General features: G+C 40.5%; 21 protein-coding genes. 7 read left to right on the top strand and 14 right to left on the bottom strand.

Annotated features, from left to right (window positions below; genetic code table 11):
* Window positions 1-2: 2 nt before the first annotated feature.
* The 4 genes from MHB56_RS00920 to MHB56_RS00935 are packed head-to-tail and all read right to left on the bottom strand — an operon-like array spanning window position 3 to window position 1279.
* Complete coding sequence (locus MHB56_RS00920) at window positions 3-179, bottom strand: spore gernimation protein GerPD (RefSeq protein ID WP_111504304.1); 177 nt, start codon at window positions 177-179, stop codon at window positions 3-5.
* On the bottom strand, window positions 157-771 hold the full coding sequence (gene gerPC / locus MHB56_RS00925; RefSeq protein WP_076126719.1) for a spore germination protein GerPC: 615 nt from the start codon (window positions 769-771) through the stop codon (window positions 157-159). The genes MHB56_RS00920 and gerPC overlap by 23 nt, the downstream gene beginning before the upstream one ends.
* A gap of 42 nt (window positions 772-813) precedes the next feature.
* Window positions 814-1041, bottom strand: a complete 228-nt coding sequence (locus MHB56_RS00930) for a spore germination protein GerPB (RefSeq protein WP_076277016.1) — start codon at window positions 1039-1041, stop codon at window positions 814-816.
* Window positions 1042-1054: 13 nt separating this feature from the next.
* Window positions 1055-1279, bottom strand: a complete 225-nt coding sequence (locus MHB56_RS00935) for a spore germination protein (RefSeq protein ID WP_036687577.1) — start codon at window positions 1277-1279, stop codon at window positions 1055-1057.
* Window positions 1280-1393: 114 nt separating this feature from the next.
* On the opposite strand from MHB56_RS00935, the gene MHB56_RS00940 reads away from it, so the two are divergent.
* Together MHB56_RS00940 and MHB56_RS00945 are read left to right on the top strand one after the other, a co-directional pair.
* A complete protein-coding gene (locus MHB56_RS00940; protein WP_076126722.1) occupies window positions 1394-1852 on the top strand; it encodes an Hsp20/alpha crystallin family protein in 459 nt (152 codons plus the stop codon).
* Window positions 1853-2072: 220 nt separating this feature from the next.
* Window positions 2073-2240, top strand: a complete 168-nt coding sequence (locus MHB56_RS00945) for a hypothetical protein (RefSeq protein ID WP_169744777.1) — start codon at window positions 2073-2075, stop codon at window positions 2238-2240.
* Window positions 2241-2361: 121 nt separating this feature from the next.
* On the opposite strand, the gene MHB56_RS00950 is transcribed toward MHB56_RS00945, so the two are convergent.
* Window positions 2362-3234 (bottom strand): GNAT family N-acetyltransferase, encoded by an 873-nt coding sequence (locus MHB56_RS00950; protein ID WP_248548853.1) that lies wholly within the window; start codon window positions 3232-3234, stop codon window positions 2362-2364.
* Window positions 3235-3420: 186 nt separating this feature from the next.
* Here MHB56_RS00950 and MHB56_RS00955 point away from each other — a divergent pair, with 186 nt between their 5' ends.
* The gene (locus MHB56_RS00955; protein ID WP_248548701.1) at window positions 3421-3813 is read left to right on the top strand and encodes a hypothetical protein; all 393 of its coding nucleotides are present in this window, start codon (window positions 3421-3423) and stop codon (window positions 3811-3813) included.
* Between the two features lie 112 nt (window positions 3814-3925).
* Here MHB56_RS00955 and MHB56_RS00960 read toward each other — a convergent pair whose 3' ends face one another.
* A complete protein-coding gene (locus MHB56_RS00960) occupies window positions 3926-4606 on the bottom strand; it encodes an SDR family NAD(P)-dependent oxidoreductase (protein ID WP_076184391.1) in 681 nt (226 codons plus the stop codon).
* A 153-nt stretch (window positions 4607-4759) separates the two neighbouring features.
* On the opposite strand from MHB56_RS00960, the gene MHB56_RS00965 reads away from it, so the two are divergent.
* Complete coding sequence (locus tag MHB56_RS00965; protein WP_248548702.1) at window positions 4760-5320, top strand: TetR/AcrR family transcriptional regulator; 561 nt, start codon at window positions 4760-4762, stop codon at window positions 5318-5320.
* 128 nt (window positions 5321-5448) lie between these two features.
* On the opposite strand, the gene MHB56_RS00970 is transcribed toward MHB56_RS00965, so the two are convergent.
* From MHB56_RS00970 to MHB56_RS00980, 3 genes are all read right to left on the bottom strand, one after another.
* Window positions 5449-5862, bottom strand: a complete 414-nt coding sequence (locus MHB56_RS00970; protein ID WP_076126726.1) for a VOC family protein — start codon at window positions 5860-5862, stop codon at window positions 5449-5451.
* A 34-nt stretch (window positions 5863-5896) separates the two neighbouring features.
* Entirely contained in the window at window positions 5897-6820 is a 924-nt protein-coding gene (locus tag MHB56_RS00975) for a ketopantoate reductase family protein (RefSeq protein ID WP_248548703.1), read from the bottom strand.
* Window positions 6821-7075: 255 nt separating this feature from the next.
* Window positions 7076-8848, bottom strand: coding sequence for an ABC transporter substrate-binding protein (locus tag MHB56_RS00980; protein ID WP_248548704.1), 1773 nt, complete (start codon window positions 8846-8848; stop codon window positions 7076-7078).
* A 143-nt stretch (window positions 8849-8991) separates the two neighbouring features.
* Here MHB56_RS00980 and MHB56_RS00985 point away from each other — a divergent pair, with 143 nt between their 5' ends.
* Window positions 8992-10236, top strand: a complete 1245-nt coding sequence (locus MHB56_RS00985; RefSeq protein WP_076126732.1) for an MDR family MFS transporter — start codon at window positions 8992-8994, stop codon at window positions 10234-10236.
* Window positions 10237-10399: 163 nt separating this feature from the next.
* On the opposite strand, the gene MHB56_RS00990 is transcribed toward MHB56_RS00985, so the two are convergent.
* A complete protein-coding gene (locus MHB56_RS00990; protein WP_076184397.1) occupies window positions 10400-11356 on the bottom strand; it encodes a helix-turn-helix transcriptional regulator in 957 nt (318 codons plus the stop codon).
* A gap of 111 nt (window positions 11357-11467) precedes the next feature.
* Between MHB56_RS00990 and MHB56_RS00995 the strand changes: the two genes are divergently transcribed.
* Entirely contained in the window at window positions 11468-12403 is a 936-nt protein-coding gene (locus tag MHB56_RS00995; RefSeq protein WP_341143155.1) for a Gfo/Idh/MocA family protein, read from the top strand.
* 504 nt (window positions 12404-12907) lie between these two features.
* Here MHB56_RS00995 and MHB56_RS01000 read toward each other — a convergent pair.
* The 4 genes from MHB56_RS01000 to MHB56_RS01015 form a co-directional block, all read right to left on the bottom strand.
* A complete protein-coding gene (locus MHB56_RS01000; RefSeq protein ID WP_076179956.1) occupies window positions 12908-13213 on the bottom strand; it encodes a DUF3889 domain-containing protein in 306 nt (101 codons plus the stop codon).
* Window positions 13214-13576: 363 nt separating this feature from the next.
* On the bottom strand, window positions 13577-14203 hold the full coding sequence (locus MHB56_RS01005) for a type 1 glutamine amidotransferase family protein (protein ID WP_340393751.1): 627 nt from the start codon (window positions 14201-14203) through the stop codon (window positions 13577-13579).
* A 109-nt stretch (window positions 14204-14312) separates the two neighbouring features.
* Window positions 14313-15275, bottom strand: a complete 963-nt coding sequence (locus MHB56_RS01010) for a helix-turn-helix transcriptional regulator (RefSeq protein WP_076126739.1) — start codon at window positions 15273-15275, stop codon at window positions 14313-14315.
* A gap of 557 nt (window positions 15276-15832) precedes the next feature.
* Window positions 15833-16645, bottom strand: a complete 813-nt coding sequence (locus MHB56_RS01015; RefSeq protein ID WP_076302586.1) for a hypothetical protein — start codon at window positions 16643-16645, stop codon at window positions 15833-15835.
* A gap of 539 nt (window positions 16646-17184) precedes the next feature.
* Here MHB56_RS01015 and MHB56_RS01020 point away from each other — a divergent pair.
* Window positions 17185-17769, top strand: coding sequence for a TetR/AcrR family transcriptional regulator (locus tag MHB56_RS01020; protein ID WP_076184401.1), 585 nt, complete (start codon window positions 17185-17187; stop codon window positions 17767-17769).
* The last annotated feature ends 3 nt before the right edge of the window (window positions 17770-17772 follow it).

Consider the following 17772-nt stretch of genomic DNA (forward strand, 5'->3'; position numbering starts at 1 on the left):
GGTTAACTGCCTTTTTTGACTTGATCTGGCGCGCTCTGAGTATATTCTATTACGCTGTCAAACGCCGAGGAGCAATGAATGGATTGAGTATCCCCTACTAAAAATACTGATGAACCCGAGATCGAAACGACTTTCACTGCATTGACACTAATATCTCTATTGATCACCGTTATCTTCATTCGTCTCCCGCCTTCCGGTTATATTTATTTCCAAATGCCGCTCTACTGCCATAACGATATCTCGTTTGATTTGCTCTACAATAGAAGCGCATTCCTCGTCAGTGTATCCACGCCCTTCTTCTGTGGCAGGGAGTTGGTTTACATACTCGTTAATCCGTCCATCCATTTGATTCAGCAGATCCTGAGTCACCATTTGGATATATTGCTCATCAATGCTTAAATTCTTCTCTTTTTCTAAACGTGAAAATTGCGAGGGAACCTCTTCTTGCACATACTTCAAAATCTGTGGGCGAATCTGATCCGATAAGGCAGTTGTACCATCCTCCCGCTCCCCTATAGGTTTACCGTTGATCATCGCTTCATCCAGATTGTTTCCCTCATTCGGTGTAATGCCTATATTTAAAGTGCCTTCCAGCTTTTCGATTTTTAATTGTTCAAAATGATAATTGATAGGTCCTATACTTGCAGATTTATTGTTCTTTATGCTGTCTACATCGCCTTGCAAATCGCGAAGCTGCTTCTCTAACTGTTGAATCTTCTCCGCTTGCAATCTTAGTGTATTAAAAACCTGCTGAGCGTAATACGGATGCATACAACCCCCTCCTATGGTTTATTGTATGCGGGGACAAAGAGCCTAATTCAGATGTGCATATAGTTCCGCCGCTGGCGGTAAGGATACAAGGGGTGAAGCCATTTTTTCCGCTGGAGTCGTTGGAGCCGATGATGGAGCTCCAGAGGTCTCATAATTATGAGACAAAGTATTGATTCGTCCCGATGTACCAATCTGAAGTACCGAGGAATTAGAGATAGTGCCGATTTTTAGATTATAGATCGATATGCATTGATATACCGTAATGTTCATTTAAACCCCACCCTTAAGGAGGTGATACTTGATCCACCACATCTGAATCCATCGTATTTGTACTGCTGGCCGCATTATTCGTTATATTCGTACCTATGGAGTCACCTATGGAGAAGGAGTTGGCACCGGCATAAATTTTAGAGTTGCTGCTCAGGATAACGGATGCCGTATTTCCTACTAAGACTGTGGAGCTGGGGCCTACGCTATTGATTTTAATATTGCCGATGATTGAAACCACCAAACCACTCCTCCTTTCGGAATGATAAGCTATTCTATGTAGATATTCGCCCAGATGTCACTGAATAAGTCAAACGCCCATACAATGGATAAAAACCGTAGGAGGCGCAGAGCTATGAGTCCCAATAAGACGAACCCTTTAGATTGGATGAATGAAGATCCCTTTTTTAAGAAAAAGTTATCCTTGAAAGCTCTTGAAGAACAGTGGAAGTTGGATCCTAACCAAATTGACGGGTATGTCGAAAAAGTAATCCGTGAAGCAACTGCAGCGACCTCCTCTTCATTTATGAACGAAACCACAAGTTTAAGTTTTGAGCATATCGACACTCATAATCACCTGATTACCAAAATTCGTATTCCGAACGGAATTCACCCCGAAAGTATATGGGCACAAATCAATCGCACACAAATTAAATTAACAGGTTTAGGAAAAGATCATAGCGAGATTATTCAGTTGCCAGTTCCCGTCATTCCAGATCAGAGCAGAGGCACTTATAAACAAGGTTCCCTGCAATTCAGAATGCCTAAAATGTCAGCGGGAAGATTCAAAGATATCGACATCCGATATTTATAAAATATTCCTTTAAAATCCACCTGTTTTACTCGTCCAAGTGCCCCATTCCCCCTAAAAAAACGTCTTAAAATCAAAACTGCGTATAATTTAAGTTATACGCAGTTTTTTGAGGGTGTTTTTTGCCCCTTTTTCATCCGATTTTCTATTCTTTTCGCTCTTCGAACTTTAAGTTCTTCTTGGTCATAAGATGGAGTATCCAGAGTAAAGGTGGGGGCAAATCATGTCTAAAAACAAACGTGGCAAAGCACTTTGGCGCATTCCATCCCGGGCCAGAGGAACATGTCCGATCTGTGGCAGCACACGTATTAAGCTGTTGTACTTCGGGAAAGGCATTTCAGGTGAAAAGCTTAACGTATGTAAGAAATGTGATGGGAAGCAAAAGGCATGAAAGCATTTAGCAGATAATTCACAGAACGGGTTACCAAATAAAGTGCGACCTTAACCTCGAACCTAAGCTCGACAAAAAAGCTATCGCACTTTGCTTGGTAATCCTTCACTTACAAAAACTTTTATAGTTCAATCCGATAGCGTCTTTCCTCATTCGTTAGAATGAAACCGACAGATTCATATAGCTGTAATGCAGAATCATTTTCCGTAAGCACCATCAGACATGCCTCTTCCAGTCCGTGGGTTCTAAAATAGCTCAATGCTTGAAAAAGCATGTACTTAGCAATTCCGGATCTTCTCCATGGCTCAAGTACAAATACATTTTCGATGTAGCCACCCTTCTCTTCCTGCCAGACCATTAAGCTACCCGCAACCTTCTCCCCTTCTCGAACAACAAGTGATGTCCAGAGCGGATTTTGTTTAAATTCAGCTAACCGTTCTTTCCCTAGCGGAGTTTCCGGCCAAATCTCAGCTTCTAATTCCAAATAATGCTCGTCTTCTTCAGGCGTCTCCATATTCCAGGTTGCGAATTCAAGTTCCTTAGCCAGAGTGGGTTCAGACAAGCCATCACTTAGATTGTGTTTCATCTTAAATAAGCTATTATAATGAGAGAAGCCCTTCACTTTTTCGAAAAATTGAGTATTCAAGACTTCTGCCGAATCGTTCCCTACACATAGAGTAGTTTTGTAATCCTTTGATAACGTTTCTTTTAATTCGAGTGCTCTTAATAAGAGTGACTGATAAACTTTTTCTAATAAATCATAATCGCCTTCACGTTCTGGTATTGTTTTTAAGTTCAGGTAGATCGAATGTCTGCTATCCTTGGTACGGCCGGGTGGCACAATATTGATGATGCTCACTTGACCTTTGGCCACCATTTTACCGTCCTCGAAAGCGCAATATACATTTTCCCAATTTTCCTCAGTGCCAACCCACCAAAAAACAACATTCCCCTTTGAAGATACTGAGTTATAAAGTTCACCAAGTAATGGCATGTCACCTTGTTCAAAATGACGGATAATAGTCAATACAAAACCCCTTTTCAAATCATTAATATGGAATATATTTATAATAACATGCAAGTCCACGCTTGATTTGGTAATGAATTTTTATAACTAACTTCTCCTTGTTGTAACATTTTTTAAGTAACCCCTGTCTTACTTATATAGGGGGACTGAAGGATGAGAAAACGATTTTTTATAGGGATTACGATATTTCTGATTACTTGTGGAGTTGCTCTTGGTGTAGGGACGATATCAAATCTTCTGAGTCCGTTTAAAAGCTTCTCAGTCATCGTAGATAATCAATCTGATGTTGATATTAACTCTTTCGAAGTAGGATTAATTGGTGCGGATTCAAAGAAATTGTATACAAGTCCAATAAAAGCAGGACAAAAGAAAAAATTCAAACCAAAATTGAGTTTAAATGGTGAAGGTGCTATATATCTTCGATATACCAACTCTAACGGACAGTCTAAAGAACAAACCGTGTGCGGTTATACCGAATATTTATCAGGTCATTCCAAAGTCACGATTACTAATGAACGCACAACCGTTGTTCAGCAATGTAATTAAATCCATTCACATCTGACCTTCAATCCTGCTTCACTCTGATGAGAGATATGTCTTCTAATAGGATAAAAAGCCGCCATTAAGGCGACTTGCTAATCAAATAAGATTTAGTTTTTTAATTTGGAAGATGGGTCGGATCCAATCCTAGAGGGAATACTTCCTCAAAGTTATCTTGCTTTTCATATAAGCTATACCAAGTCTCTGCAATAACATCAGGATCACCAGCTGTTCCTGCTTGTATCATTGTCCCTATGGAAAGATGGCCGACAAATACTCCTTTATCTATTAACTCATTGTGTAAAGCAGTAGCATAATTTCGTATACCAGACATAACAATGCCGCCATTTCCTACAAAAGGCAAAGGGAACATAGCAGAAATACCAGTGGTAAAAAGAATGGCTCCTGATCCTCTATGGATCATATTGGGTAATACTTCATTAACCGAAAGAACGGCGGGCAGCAAGTAACTGTTTATTTGTTCCAACACACTTTGAGGTGTAGTTTCCAGCACATGAGTGAATTTATCCCACCCTGCATACGGACTGAACTCTAGTACATCGATTGAACCAAACTCTTTTATTATCGCTTGAAAGACTTGTTTTAGAGCTGCTAAATCTGTCACATCCGCTACAAAAGATTGTGCTTCAATATTAAGTTTCTTAAGTTCACTAATGATCATTGATAATTTCTCGGGATTGCGTGAAATGACAGCCACCCTAAATCCATTAACTCCGAATTTTTTAGCTAGAGACAATCCTAACCCAGGCCCTGCACCCACGATAACAATATTTCTCATTTTTGATAAACTCCTTTTCTATGATATATTAAAGTAACAGCTGTTGCTTTAATTGCTAATATACAGCTACTAATTTAATGTATCAATCAACAATCAACCTGCAAATGTTGCTATAGCAACAAAATTGCTAAATTGTTGGGTAGGAGTGAAGTAATGGCTACTAAAGTACACAATATTCGGCTGACACAGACTAAACAGTCTTTAATTGACTCCTTTTTACGGTTAGTTTCCCTGAAGGATTTTGAGAAAATAACAATCGTCGATATAACAAAGGGAGCTAAAGTTAATCGAGCCACGTTCTATGCGCACTTTAATGATAAATATGAATTATTGGATTATATTATGGGTGATTCGGCATCCGCTGCTATTGTAAAACATACTGAAGGTGAAATTAAATTCGATCAAGAAGGCATCACTCAACTCGTATTATCGGTATTCGATTTCTATCAGCAACCAAACATACAATGCCGCAGCAGTTATATAGGGATGGTTGTCCCTCAATTGAAAGAGAAGATTATAAATGAGCTGAAGGTTCACTTATCTAACGCTTTAGGAGATATCTACCCAGATCACGGGAAAAGCTTTTATGTACCGATCATCGCACAAATGATCCATGAAGGTGTCTATCAATGGGTAACAGGGAATAATACTATAAATCAACAAGAAGTCGCCGAGAGAATTTCATCATTAGTCTTACGTGGGCTGCAATCGTAATTTAAAATCAGAAGATTCCTCAGACCTTTCCGCTGCCTGAACACTAAGGGGCCGACTACGTCATTTTACAGACGAACTCGGCCCCTTGTGATACAGAATATTATCTGACCGTGCAACACATCAATCGATTACACATTCCCCGAAAGATTTAATTGCCATGACACACCAAATTGATCCGCTACCCAGCCAAATTTCGAACTGAATGGATATTCGCCTAGTGGCATGAGCACCTGTCCACCCTGGGATAATGCTGCATAGACGCGGTCAATTTCGGCTTCACTTTCACAATTCACATATAAGGATACCGCTGGAGTAAAGGTGAATCCATGCTTCACGTAGCTATCTATACACATAAAGACTTGTCCATGTAATGAAAAAGTAGCCTGCATGACACTCCCTTCAGGGCCTGCTTCATTTGTCCCATAACGTTTAATACTGATGATTTCGGAGTGATCAAATAAAGAAGTATAGAAATTCATAGCTTCTTCAGCCTTTCCTTCGAACATTAGAAATGTCATTATCTTTTGATTCAGTTCCTTCATAATCGTCCAGCTCCTTAAAGTAATTTTATACAGATCATCTCATATCATTAACGCTTTCGTATACTTTCAAACGGGCATATACGGTTTCGAGAATAGGATACACAACTTGACCAGATACAGCCATCGCCAAAAGTGCACCATGCAGATGCTCAGCTTCCACTGGCAGATGTTTTAGCATATCCCTATGCATAGAGGAAGTAAATTCGGGTAGCACCGAATCCATCTTTTGCATCGTGGCAGTCACCATATCTGCTCCAACAGGCATACCTGCACTTTGCGCTATACTCACGATCTCATTCAGAAGCTGTTCATAAATAGTACGCGCTGTAGATGAGGCTAAAATGGGTCCAACCGAGCTATCCATTAAAGTTGTAATCCCGCTTAAACTAGCTACGAATATATATTTCTGCCACACTTCGCGCTGAATATCAGAGCTTAGTATCACAGTGAAACCTGCTTTATCCAAATGACTGAGAAGTTTCTGCGTTCGTTCTGACTCCCCACCCGCCCATTCACCAAACACAATACTATGAAAAGAACTACTTTGTATGATAGCTCCATTAGAACCTAACGTTGTCTCGATATAACAAAGACCACCCAGTACCTTTTCTGCTCCAAAATGCTGCTGCAAAATACCAAAATGTTTATACCCATTAAGGAGCGGGAGAATCATAGTCTGTTCACCGACGAAAGGGGTAAGATCCATCATCACCTGAGGCAAATGATAGGCCTTCACTGCAATAATAATACAGTCAAAAGGCTCTGCCTTCTCCCCATATGTAATCGTCCGAACGGGAGTCTTAAAGTCACCATGCACACTTTTTATTGCCAGACCCTCATCTTCTAACTGCTTTTGTTTAGTAGAACGGACTAGAAAAGTTACATCTTCCCCTTTTTGAACCAGACGCCCTCCAAAATAACCACCAATAGCTCCTGCACCCACGAATAGAAAACGCATGTAAGTCTCCCCTTTTTTCACCTAATTTTTAACAAATAAAAAGACCGCTTAGCTTATCCGCTAAACAGGTCCGAATGGCAAAAAAAGAGTCAAGTATCGACCGTTCTTTTGTCTCGGTCCATACGGATCTGAGCAAAATCCAACGAGTTCACCTCCATGGCTACAAATAAATTACTATTCTTAAATCTGATCCATCTAGAGCGCCATTCGATTCTATCGATACAGCCTCCCTGGAAAGTATAACAAAAGAAAACCTTAAAGCCTAGTTTTAATCCATAACTTAGAGATGTCCAGAAACCCGAAGGAACCGGTGTGCAGACCAAACAGGCTTTGATTTAGCTGAGCTTTTTTATTCATATGACAGCCATGTAGCACCCAGTAATTGTCTCGAAGAATCTCCTCTGCTTGATTCAGTAGTTTCACCCGTTCATCCTTTGGAGATTCTGTGAAAGGACCTAATACCTTCGAAAACAATGAAATCTGGTCCTTTCTAAGCAAAGAGAATAAATAATTAGATTTATTATTAAAGTAGTTAATCATTCCCCATTGCCAATCATCTTCTAAAACCTCTTCAGCAAGCTGGATCTCGGCTGTTGTCTGTATATGATCTGCCTTAAATTCATTGAAAAAATATAACTCAATTTGCAAACCTACGGAGGCAGCGCGTGTTTGGAGCCATAACGCTTCTTCTCGTTCTTCTTTTTTATCCTTAGTTGCTAAAGTAATGACTTCTCCCTGATACCCATTTTCCGCTAAAAGCGCTCGGGCATGTTCCAAAGTTGGATCTAGAAGCTCTCTCTTACTGCTCTCCCATGGCAAAAAGCTATCTGCTGGAGTGATACGATTGCCACCCAATTCTTTTATTAAAGCCGTTCGACTGTAAAGGATACGGATGACTTGGCGAAACCATAGCTGCTGATGAATTCCCTCTCTATGAAAATTAAACAGAATATATCTGCAGCCTAAGGCCGGGTAATCTATACTGTGATTGCTGATGATATCAGGTAAAAGTTCCCCATGTTCAGGATCTGGCAGCTGGTATTGGCGTTCATTAGAAGCCTCTTTTGGCAGATACCAAATCTCAACACGATCCAGAAGCGGCCGAATTCCGAAATAAAAATCAAAAGCTGCGAGCACCAAAACATCCTCATTCAGATCCAATAAACGGTAGGGACCTGTACCGCTTACTTCACTAGTGATGTCTATATCGTAAGGGAGAATGGACATGTGAATACAACTGAACAGATGCAGAAAAAAGAGATTTGGACGTGACAACACAAACCGGATTCGATGATCTCCTTCAACCTCTACACGTTCGATATCCTTATAAAGGCTAACCGCAGGGCTGTTCAAGTCGATAAGCCGTTGTAGCGTCTCTTTTACATCTCTCGAGGTCATGATTCTTCCGTGATGAAAGCGCACCCCCTTACGGAGGTAAAAAATGTAACTTGTATGGCCCTCATTAGCTTCCCACATATGGGCCAAACCAGGAAGAAAGGTATCGGTCGTTGCGTCATAAGTAACTAGTGTGCTATAGATCTGACCCAGCAAATAGGATTCAAAAGCGGTGTATACATAAGCAGGGTCCAGCACTTCCATATGCCGGTTACGGGTAATCCGCAGGACGTCCAGCCCTGAGGTTGACTCTGCTTCACTACGGAAACCCATCTGTTTATTTAACATCGTTAATAATCGTTCCTTTAAGGGTCCGGTCACCTGATCGCTGCTCATCAATTCGATAGCTTCTTTTATCTTCCCTTTACTGACTAACTCCTGAAAGCTGTCCTCGAATACCTCATCAATACTTTTTAAAAAAGTAAGTTGAGAGATATGCCCCCTGCCTCTCCCCGGCTGCCATTGAATATATTCCTGCTCTTCCAGTTTCCGCAGCACGAATTTAACATTACGTGGAGTGCAAATCAGGATCGAAGCCAATAAATCTATCGTCACAGGAACAGGTTCATTCACTTTGAACGAACTAGTAACGCCTGCTGCTAAACATAAAAAATGATTACTTATCTGGTCCAAATGGTTCACTCCTTTAAAGGTGAAATGGTCAATGTAATTCTTACACTTTTCCTTCCCCCTTTTATCATTATAATTATACATAAATCAACAAGGAATATGCAGCAACAATATTAGAGCAATAAGACTAGGAGATCGTAATCATTATGAATCAGCATCTAAGGCACATTCACCCACTAGCCTGGACAATTATCATCGGCACCATGTTCGGACGTCTGGTGACCTCGATGAGCATCCCGTTCTTATCCATCTATCTAACCCAAGTTCTCGGAGCTTCCCCGACACAAACAGGGATTACGGTCGCGGTTAGCTCGCTGGCAGGCGTATTGGCCAGTTTTTATGGCGGTTATATTTCTGATATTGTTGGTCGTAAAATCGTCATGTTAATCTCGGTATTTGGCTGGGCAGCCGTCTTCTTCGGATTCTCAGTGGCTCAACATCTATGGGTATTTTTCCTGGTGAACACCTTGAACGGCTTATGTCGATCTGTATTCGAGCCTACTTCACGGGCACTTTTGTCCGATATTACACCACCCGAGAGTAAGCTGCTTGTCTTTAATCTTAGATATGCAGCAATTAATCTTGGTGTAGTATTTGGTCCAATCATTGGGCTACAGCTTGGCTCTGCGGAATCAACTTTTCCTTTTCTAATCGCAGGAATCGTATATGTTGCATATGGAATTGTATTATTCATGCAATTTAAGGCACATCGTTCAAGCATGCCCGCCCGTACACAAGCTCAAGCACCACGTTTACTCGAAGCTTTGACAATCACCGGTAAAGATCGTGTGTTCCTACCTGTACTCCTGGGTACCATCTTTTGTGTATTAGGATACGGTCACTTCGGCTCAACAATGGCTCAATATTTAGCGATGAATACGCATTTCACCAATGGTGGGCAATTATTCTCCTATATGTTGTCACTGAATGCTATAACCGTGTTAGTAGTGCAGTATCCCATTGTACGAACGGCAAGTAAATTCCCGCCGATTGTCCCTTTAATCCTTGGGAATATCTGCGTTGCACTTAGTCTTCTCTTAGTGGGGCTTGCTGGTGGTGTGGCTCTATTAATGATCAGTGTAGTTTTATTCACTATAGGGGAAGTCTTACTCTTTACGATGATGGATATGTTGATCGATCGGATTGCCAAACCTGAAATGAAAGGAACGTACTTTGGTACGATTGGCTTTAATAATTTAGGGAGTGTTATGGCACCTATCTTCGGGGGTGTGTTGTTAGACCATTATGGCGCTCAGAATGGCCTTGCGATCTTCGTACCGTTGGCTTTAACAACAGCTTTTGGTCTTCCTTTTCTTCTCGTAGCGCACAAAAGACTTGTTGCCAGAGAGAAATTAACACTTGGTGTTGAAACTAGAGCAATAAAAGGATAACTTATCCAATTAAATACGTCATTTACTGGATCATACTCATATTAGTTAACATAATCATTATTATGTTAACTAACTATATGAATTAATTCATTTATCAGAAAATCGGGACCGTATCTTTGCAGAATATGCAATAGCTACGGTCTCTTTTACATAGAAAAAACGGTTAATCATATATTCCCTGCAGAAAACTCAACTGGCCTTTCACATATTGCCTTAGCTCTAAGGGCTCAATGATTTCGGAATGTCCTATTATGCTCCAGATATTAGCACATGCACTTTCATAACCAAACATATTCACCTTTAAAATGAATGCATCCCCTTCTTCCCTCATTTCCATGACCTCTAGCTGAGATAAAGAAGACATTGTTCTCTTATCGGCTCTAATCACAACAGGATAGACCTCTTCCTCTTTACAAGCTTGCTTAAAAACCTGTCCCTGCTGCTTCCAGTGCTCTTCTAATGAAAAATCCATAGGTATAGAGTACTCTTCTTCCACAAGCTGCGTAGAGGCAATTCGCTCACATTTAAATGTGCGGATGTGCTTAGCTTCTTCACAGTAGGCTATAAGATACCATTCCTCTTTTTTCACCACAAGACCATAGGGCTGTAATTTCCTGCATGATATTTCTCCGCTAACCTTTTGGTACGCAATCTGTAGTTTCTGAGATCGCCAAACGGCTGTCCGAATAGATTCAAGACAGGGAATTTCTATTCGTTCTGTCCACCAAGGTGTGTCATCAAAATAAAAGCGTTTTTGCGCTTTCTGAATGTCAGGTTGGTAGGATGCGGGCAATGTTTTTTGTAATTTCAACAGCGTCGTCTTCAGCTTAAGACCCGATTCAGAATGGCCCCCAGAATAGATGCCCATACCTGTTAAATATAGATTGATTACATCTTCACCATGTAACTGCTTCAGGTTAACTGTGTATCCCTCCATTAAGGAGATGCCACCATTGGGCCCCGACATAGACAACAAAGGAATTCCAGCTTCAGCTAGCACATCAATATCTCTATAGATTGAACGTACAGAGGTCTCCAAGGCTTGAGCTAGTTCATTAGCCTTCATTTTCCCTCTCGATTCCACTAATAATAAAATAGCAATCAAACGATGCAAGCGCATGAGAACCTCCGAGCTTTTCTTTTTTATCTAGTATACTTCAAAATTCTTGCCATGATGTTGTCAACAATAACAGGTTATGATTAGTTCATTACATAAAGGGAGCTGAAACATATGAAAATTGCCGTATTAGGAACAGGGTTCGGAGCTTATCATGCAGAATTATTGACGAAAAATGAGCGTGTAGACAAAGTTATTGTTTATGGTAGAAATGAAGCTAAGCTGCAAAATTTAAAACAAACGTTAGGCGTTGAGATTACCACAAATATAGAGGATATCATGCTTGATACCACGATTGATGTGATCGATATCTGTCTGCCCGTGACTTTACATAGACAGTATGCCGTTGAGGCGCTTAAGCATGGAAAACATGTATTCTGTGAGACCCCCGTATGCTTTAACACTGAAGATGCCCTTGCGATGAAGGAAGCAGTACAACGGTATGGTAGACGAATCCTCGTGAACCAATTTATTAAATTTGATCCTGCGTACAAATATTTATACGAAACCACTTCTAAAGAGAAATATGGAAAGCTTTTAGCCTTCACCTTAAAAAGAGAAACGTCTCCTCTCTGGGGGGATCTCGGACTTCATTCTATCTCCACAAATCTGATGATTCACGAACTTGATTTTGTAACGTGGCTGCTTGGATCGTTAGAAGAATACTCTGTGTGGGGAACCGATGGTGGACGAAGTGAACAAGCTTTAGTGCGTACCCATTTTCAGAAAACGAATGTCTCCGCAGAGATCGTTGTATCCTCACAAATGCCAACTGGTTATCCTTTTTCCGTAGGGTATGAGGCTTATTTTGAACAAGGAAAGCTAGTCTATCAAGAAAGTGACGACATGAATGGCATGGTTGAAGGATCATTAATTGAATATACCTCTGCAGGTAAACAGCAACTTTTGTTAGAACAAGCTAATCCTTTTGAAAAGAGTATTACGCATGCTCTCCAGTGCTTAGAGGAGGGTTCTACATCAATAATCGAGTTAGACTATGCCTTACAAGCTATGGAATTAGCAATAAAAATAGAAAAAAAGCTTGTTTAAACATAAGGGTTGGTGTAGATATCCTTTTTCATGGTTTTTGTTTGTATGGGCGTAGAATTTGTAGAATTACTGGTTAGTAGCTAGGGAGAGGAATAGGTTTTGAGTTTTCTATTGTGAATTTTTCATATGTTGAAATTGCAGAATAAAGTAGTAAATTTAGTCCTTTTTGGAACGCTATGGTTAGTTCTTGTTCATAAAAAGCTGTTATTTCACAGCATTTTGGAGGGATTTCATCCTTGGGATTAAGGTCTTTCAATTAGAGGATAAACTAGTCATACGATGGAAATTCTCAAAATTAGAATGGCTCCTTATAAAACCAGCGGCAGTCTCGGACTGGGAAATAAAGTCCTATCTTTACTCCACCTCTATTTACTTTTCCCATTTAAAGTACAAACCTACATCACGTTATTCTGCCCGTTAACTGAACAGGCTGCCTATGATCTCGGCAGCCTGTTGTCATTGTGCTATCGTGCCCCATTAGCGTAATCGCGAGATTTATTAAATCTAACGATTAGTTTCAGAAAACTGAATCGATTGGATTGTATCAGTTAGCGGGTCAAATTGGATCGATACAAAAACTCCAAACTCGTTACCTGCTTTGCTTCTAATCCATAGTTTGAATTTCTCTTCAGACTTTTTAGGTGTTAGTTCAGTACGACCAATGTGCTTATAATCAATTATGACTGCATTGTATCGTTTTTGTGTTTCCTCTACTGCAATTTTGCCCCATTTTGCGTATTCAGGCGCAGCCTCTACTGTAACAGTGGAAAAAATAAGTATCGCCAAAAATGATATCAGTATTTTTTTCATAATAACCGCCCATCTGGAGAAGTTTCCAGTAATATCTCCCACTTTATCCAAATGTATTCTTAGACAACTTAACGCCAGCGAGCAGTCTACAACTTTATTTTTTCAATTTATCAAGATCTAGATTTAGGAAAGTCAGATATAATAAAGGGTTCCACATATTATACATCACTAATATGTGGAGCCCTTTATGCTTAACTATCGTACTCCCTTAGAATTCCTGTGGAACGAATATTTTAAATCGCATTGTTACTCATACGGCATCTTGTCCTTACCCATATATAACACACTGTTATATATGGGGTAATAGATGTAAAGTCGTTGGGTGTTCCATTCTTGTATATTTACCTGACACTCCCATATCTTTTATTGTATTGAATTCATCAACTCATAGTAATATTTAGAATCACTAGTCTTATAAAGGCTATACCAGGCGTCTAATGTTTTTGGAGAAAACACATCCAAAGCTTTCAAGATGTGTGCAGAAAATTCCAACGGAGCTATTCCAGATGCGGTGATCAGTTTTCCATCAGTTACAGCAGACTCCATTTTGTAATACTTTTCTCCTGTATAAGTGGGACAGATCATTTTAAGGTATTCCAGATCATTGCTTGTATGCCCACGTGAATTCAGCAATCCTGTCTGGGCAAGTCCCATTGTAGCGCCACAAATCGCTGCAACCCATATACCTTCCCTTAAACACCTTTCAGCGATTTTTAAGAGGGGGTGGTGAATGGTTTCTGTCCATGTATCTCCACCGGGTAAAATCAATAGATCGGATCTTTCAATACTGCAATCATCCAATTTGATGTCAGGCAATATTTTTAATCCGCCCATTGTAGTTACTGAAGTCTTATCAATTCCCACGGTAACTATTTTTGATGGGGCCAGCCCCTTTTTATAATATCTTCCCGAGTTCAGTTCGGCAGTTAAGTAACCTATTTCCCAGTCTGCCATTGTGTCAAACACATAAAGATATACCGTATTATTCATTTGCAAGTTCTCCCTATTTTACAATTCATCAAGTGATACCAACCATCGGTAATCAATGATTATCATCATTATAAAATGACTTCACTGACATCCGCTGTCAGTGAAGTTTTTAAAGTTGATAATATTCCATTAACTCCGACACAACACCAACAAGTTTTTCCTTCAAACTCTGTGGTTCGATTACTTGAATGGATTTCCCGTAGGATAAGAGAAAATTAGGAACATAGGTATGAATTGATTTTTCCTCAAGTAAAAAGATTGCTTGATTTGATGTACGCTCTTTCAGATGATGCCCCAAAAACCAATGCAGGCATAAGTCATCCAACGCCTCTGACCTACCTTCGATAATTAAAGCAATTAACCCGTCCTTGCCGACTAAATCAGGTAATAGATTTCGCAAAAAAAATTCCCGAGCCAAAAAAGCTTCGGAACGTTTAAATATGTTTTGAGTCCGCTTGATTTGTAAAATCCGTTCTACCCGAAAGCTGCGGATCTCATTTCTCAGGTGGCAAAATGCAACAATATACCATTTATTGTTCCAGTACACCATTCCATAGGGATCTATCACCCTAGTCTTGGGTTGATCATCACGGCGTGTGTGATAATCAATTTCTACAGAGAATTCGTTTGCTACAGCTTGCTCCAATTCCGCCAATACTGGCTGAATAGAAGGGTCTCCCCTACGGTTTATAACTTCAAATCCGGCTAAATGACGGCTGAGAACACTTTCCTGTTCCTGATTCGAATACATTTTCAATTTGGATGTCGCATTACCTAAAGCCTCACTCAAAGGGTATCCGGCTTCTTCTGCAAAAACAGCAGCATGAAGAAGTGCTTTTTTTTCTTCAATATCAAATAGCAGAGGTGCTCTGATAAAATTATTCAGTAAGCTATACCCGCCATTATGACCAGTGTCGGATATTATAGGCACTCCACTGGCACTTAGCGCATCAATATACCGATAGACTGTCCTTATATTTATTTCTAACTTTTCGGATATTTGTTTTGCGGTCATTTTAACACCCGAATTCAGCATCCATAGGATTGCCAGCATATTATCGTTTTTTGGCATCACATATACCTCATCTTTTATTAGGATCGCACTAAATTATTTGCTTTGCGAATCGCTGCATCCCTTTATTCATCAATCTTTCAGCCTTTCAATCCAAACGTAGCATTCAATGTGTGTCGACTCCCGTAACTTAACAACAATCTGCAATTTTTAACATTGCTGCTCTTAGCTCAACCCAACAATCTACTTTACCACAACTTGTGATACAGTTCACCGCGCTGTTTGTAACGGTAAGTTTTTGGACCATCCTTTGCAGAATGCTCTTTCTTTGATCCGCTAGGTTCCAATTACCCTAACCGCCGTTCAGGGGACTAAAGAATATACACAGCATATACATCACCTGGAAGAATGGATATTTCCAGTTTCAATAAACTTGAGTGATGCGTATAGCCTTTACCAAGTAGACAGTTAATAACGCCTTTACACAAAAACAAACTTACCATGCGTCTGCTCATGAGCAGTAACGCACGGTAAGTTCCATCAATAATAACTCTTTATTTGGTAATATGTTGTATTTTTATGAAAATATCTTCCTTCTTCATTTATTTATGCCGTCATCAGTATTTAAGCTCAATATCCTTCCACATGGTATTCCCATCCTTGTCGAAGCCTGTCATCTCGGTAGCGCTCATCAATTCGCCTGTTTTGACATCAAAGAAAGCGCTCATTCTCAAACTGTCATTCTCACGATTAGGAGAATTCGGCGAGATGCCCATAACTCTTAGCAGCAGACGTGTTTTGGAGGAGTTAGGATCAGTATTATACCCGCTGATAGTAAAATGATACCCCTTGATCCAGTCATCAGCTATAGCAGGATTTCCTGGTTTCATCCCCAGTCTCTCAACAGCTTGTTTAACTGCATCGGAAGAATCGATTTGAATATCAGATATCGCATACTGTCCTTTTACAAGTAAATTCTTATCGTGCCTTTTCACATCAGTCTTAATGGCCATTCCATTATCGATCTTGATATAAATAAAAACATTCCCTTTCTTGCTGCCAAATTCGAGATTCCAAGCATCTCTTGTTCCATCCGAACCATCGGTTCGTTCCTGGGAAACAGAAGTGTCATCCGTGCTTGTTATGTTAATAAGTAATGGCTCTTCTTCCGTCAGCTTCTTCGCCTCTGAGTACCCAAGGCGCAGTGCCTCCATCGCGGTTACGCTCTTCTTTTCATTGGTTACCTTATTCGTTATTGTAGCGGCTGGTTTCTCTGTCTCGTTAATCATCTCACTGGTTGTTGTGGCGGCCTGTTCCTCTGATTTGTTAGAAGAGCCGTCGAAAAGAACATTTTTCATACTGAAGAATAGAACGACCATAATCACAACCAATGTAATTGAGGCAATGCTAACATATTTCTTCTTACGCAAGGCTGCTTCTCCTTAGTTAATGAGTATAAGAAACTTTGGTTACGCCATAATTAACTGCTGAAGTAGTTTACGTACTGTCCACACAATGACGATTAAATTTTCCAATTTTTAACACACCAAAATCATACAATAATGTTTCCTTAAATGCAATTCTTGTCGCATATTTTAAAATAACGGCTACTATTTACATTAGCTCGAAACGAAATTGATCCTAGCTCACTGGTTTCAAGGGTTAAACTTGCCCCTATTTATGATACGATTCACCGAGTCTGATCTTAAACTAAGCTGCCCGTAAGTGAATAAGTTAACAGTCATTCCCTCGAATCCTTTGATAGACATCCGCATAGGAAAACTTAAGTTGTTCTCGCAACTTTTTATTTTCTTCTTCGAGCTTCTTCATCTTTCGTTTTAACGACGCAATGATGGTGTCCTTGTTGTTTTCATCGAACGCCAACAAACAATTGCATTTCTCCGCCTCATGCGTTACACTCTTTACATTGACAAATTTGCAGGTCTATAAAAAGGAGGTTAACGCGCCCATGTGCCCCCGTACCAAAGAACAAAATGAGCTCATACGCATGCAGCGCAGGGAACAAATCCTGGACTTCGCCGCGCGCACCTACTTCCGTACGGGCGGAAGCTTTGATATTCGCGACGTCGCCCGCGAGGCTGGTCTCGGTTATGGCACGGTATACCATTATTACCCCAACCGGCATTTACTAATAGAAGATGTGCTGAGCAGCGGCTTCGAGCGATGTGAGCAAACCCTGACTCAATGGGCGAACATCAGCCGGGACACCCCTGACGACAGGCAGTTGTTAACGTATTGCAAGACGTTACTCCGGTTGTGGCAGTCAGATGCCCGCGCATATCTCGTCTACAAAATGGCAGCGGAACATTTTACAGGCTTGCCAGAGAAAGATCGGCATCCTGCCAAAAGACGATTCACGGAAAGACTGTATGTTCCACTCCAATCGATCATCCAGCGCGAAGACGACAGCGTCGACCTTATGCTTGCCGTGTTGGTCAGCTGCTGCGGTCTGCACTACTATGCGAACACTTCCGAGTTGGACATCGATCGAATTGCCCAGCTCGCGATGCAAGCTATTACAAAGGAGTCCTAATAC

The organism is Paenibacillus sp. FSL H8-0315 (genome assembly GCF_038005365.1).
Lineage (GTDB): Bacteria > Bacillota > Bacilli > Paenibacillales > Paenibacillaceae > Paenibacillus_AQ > Paenibacillus_AQ odorifer.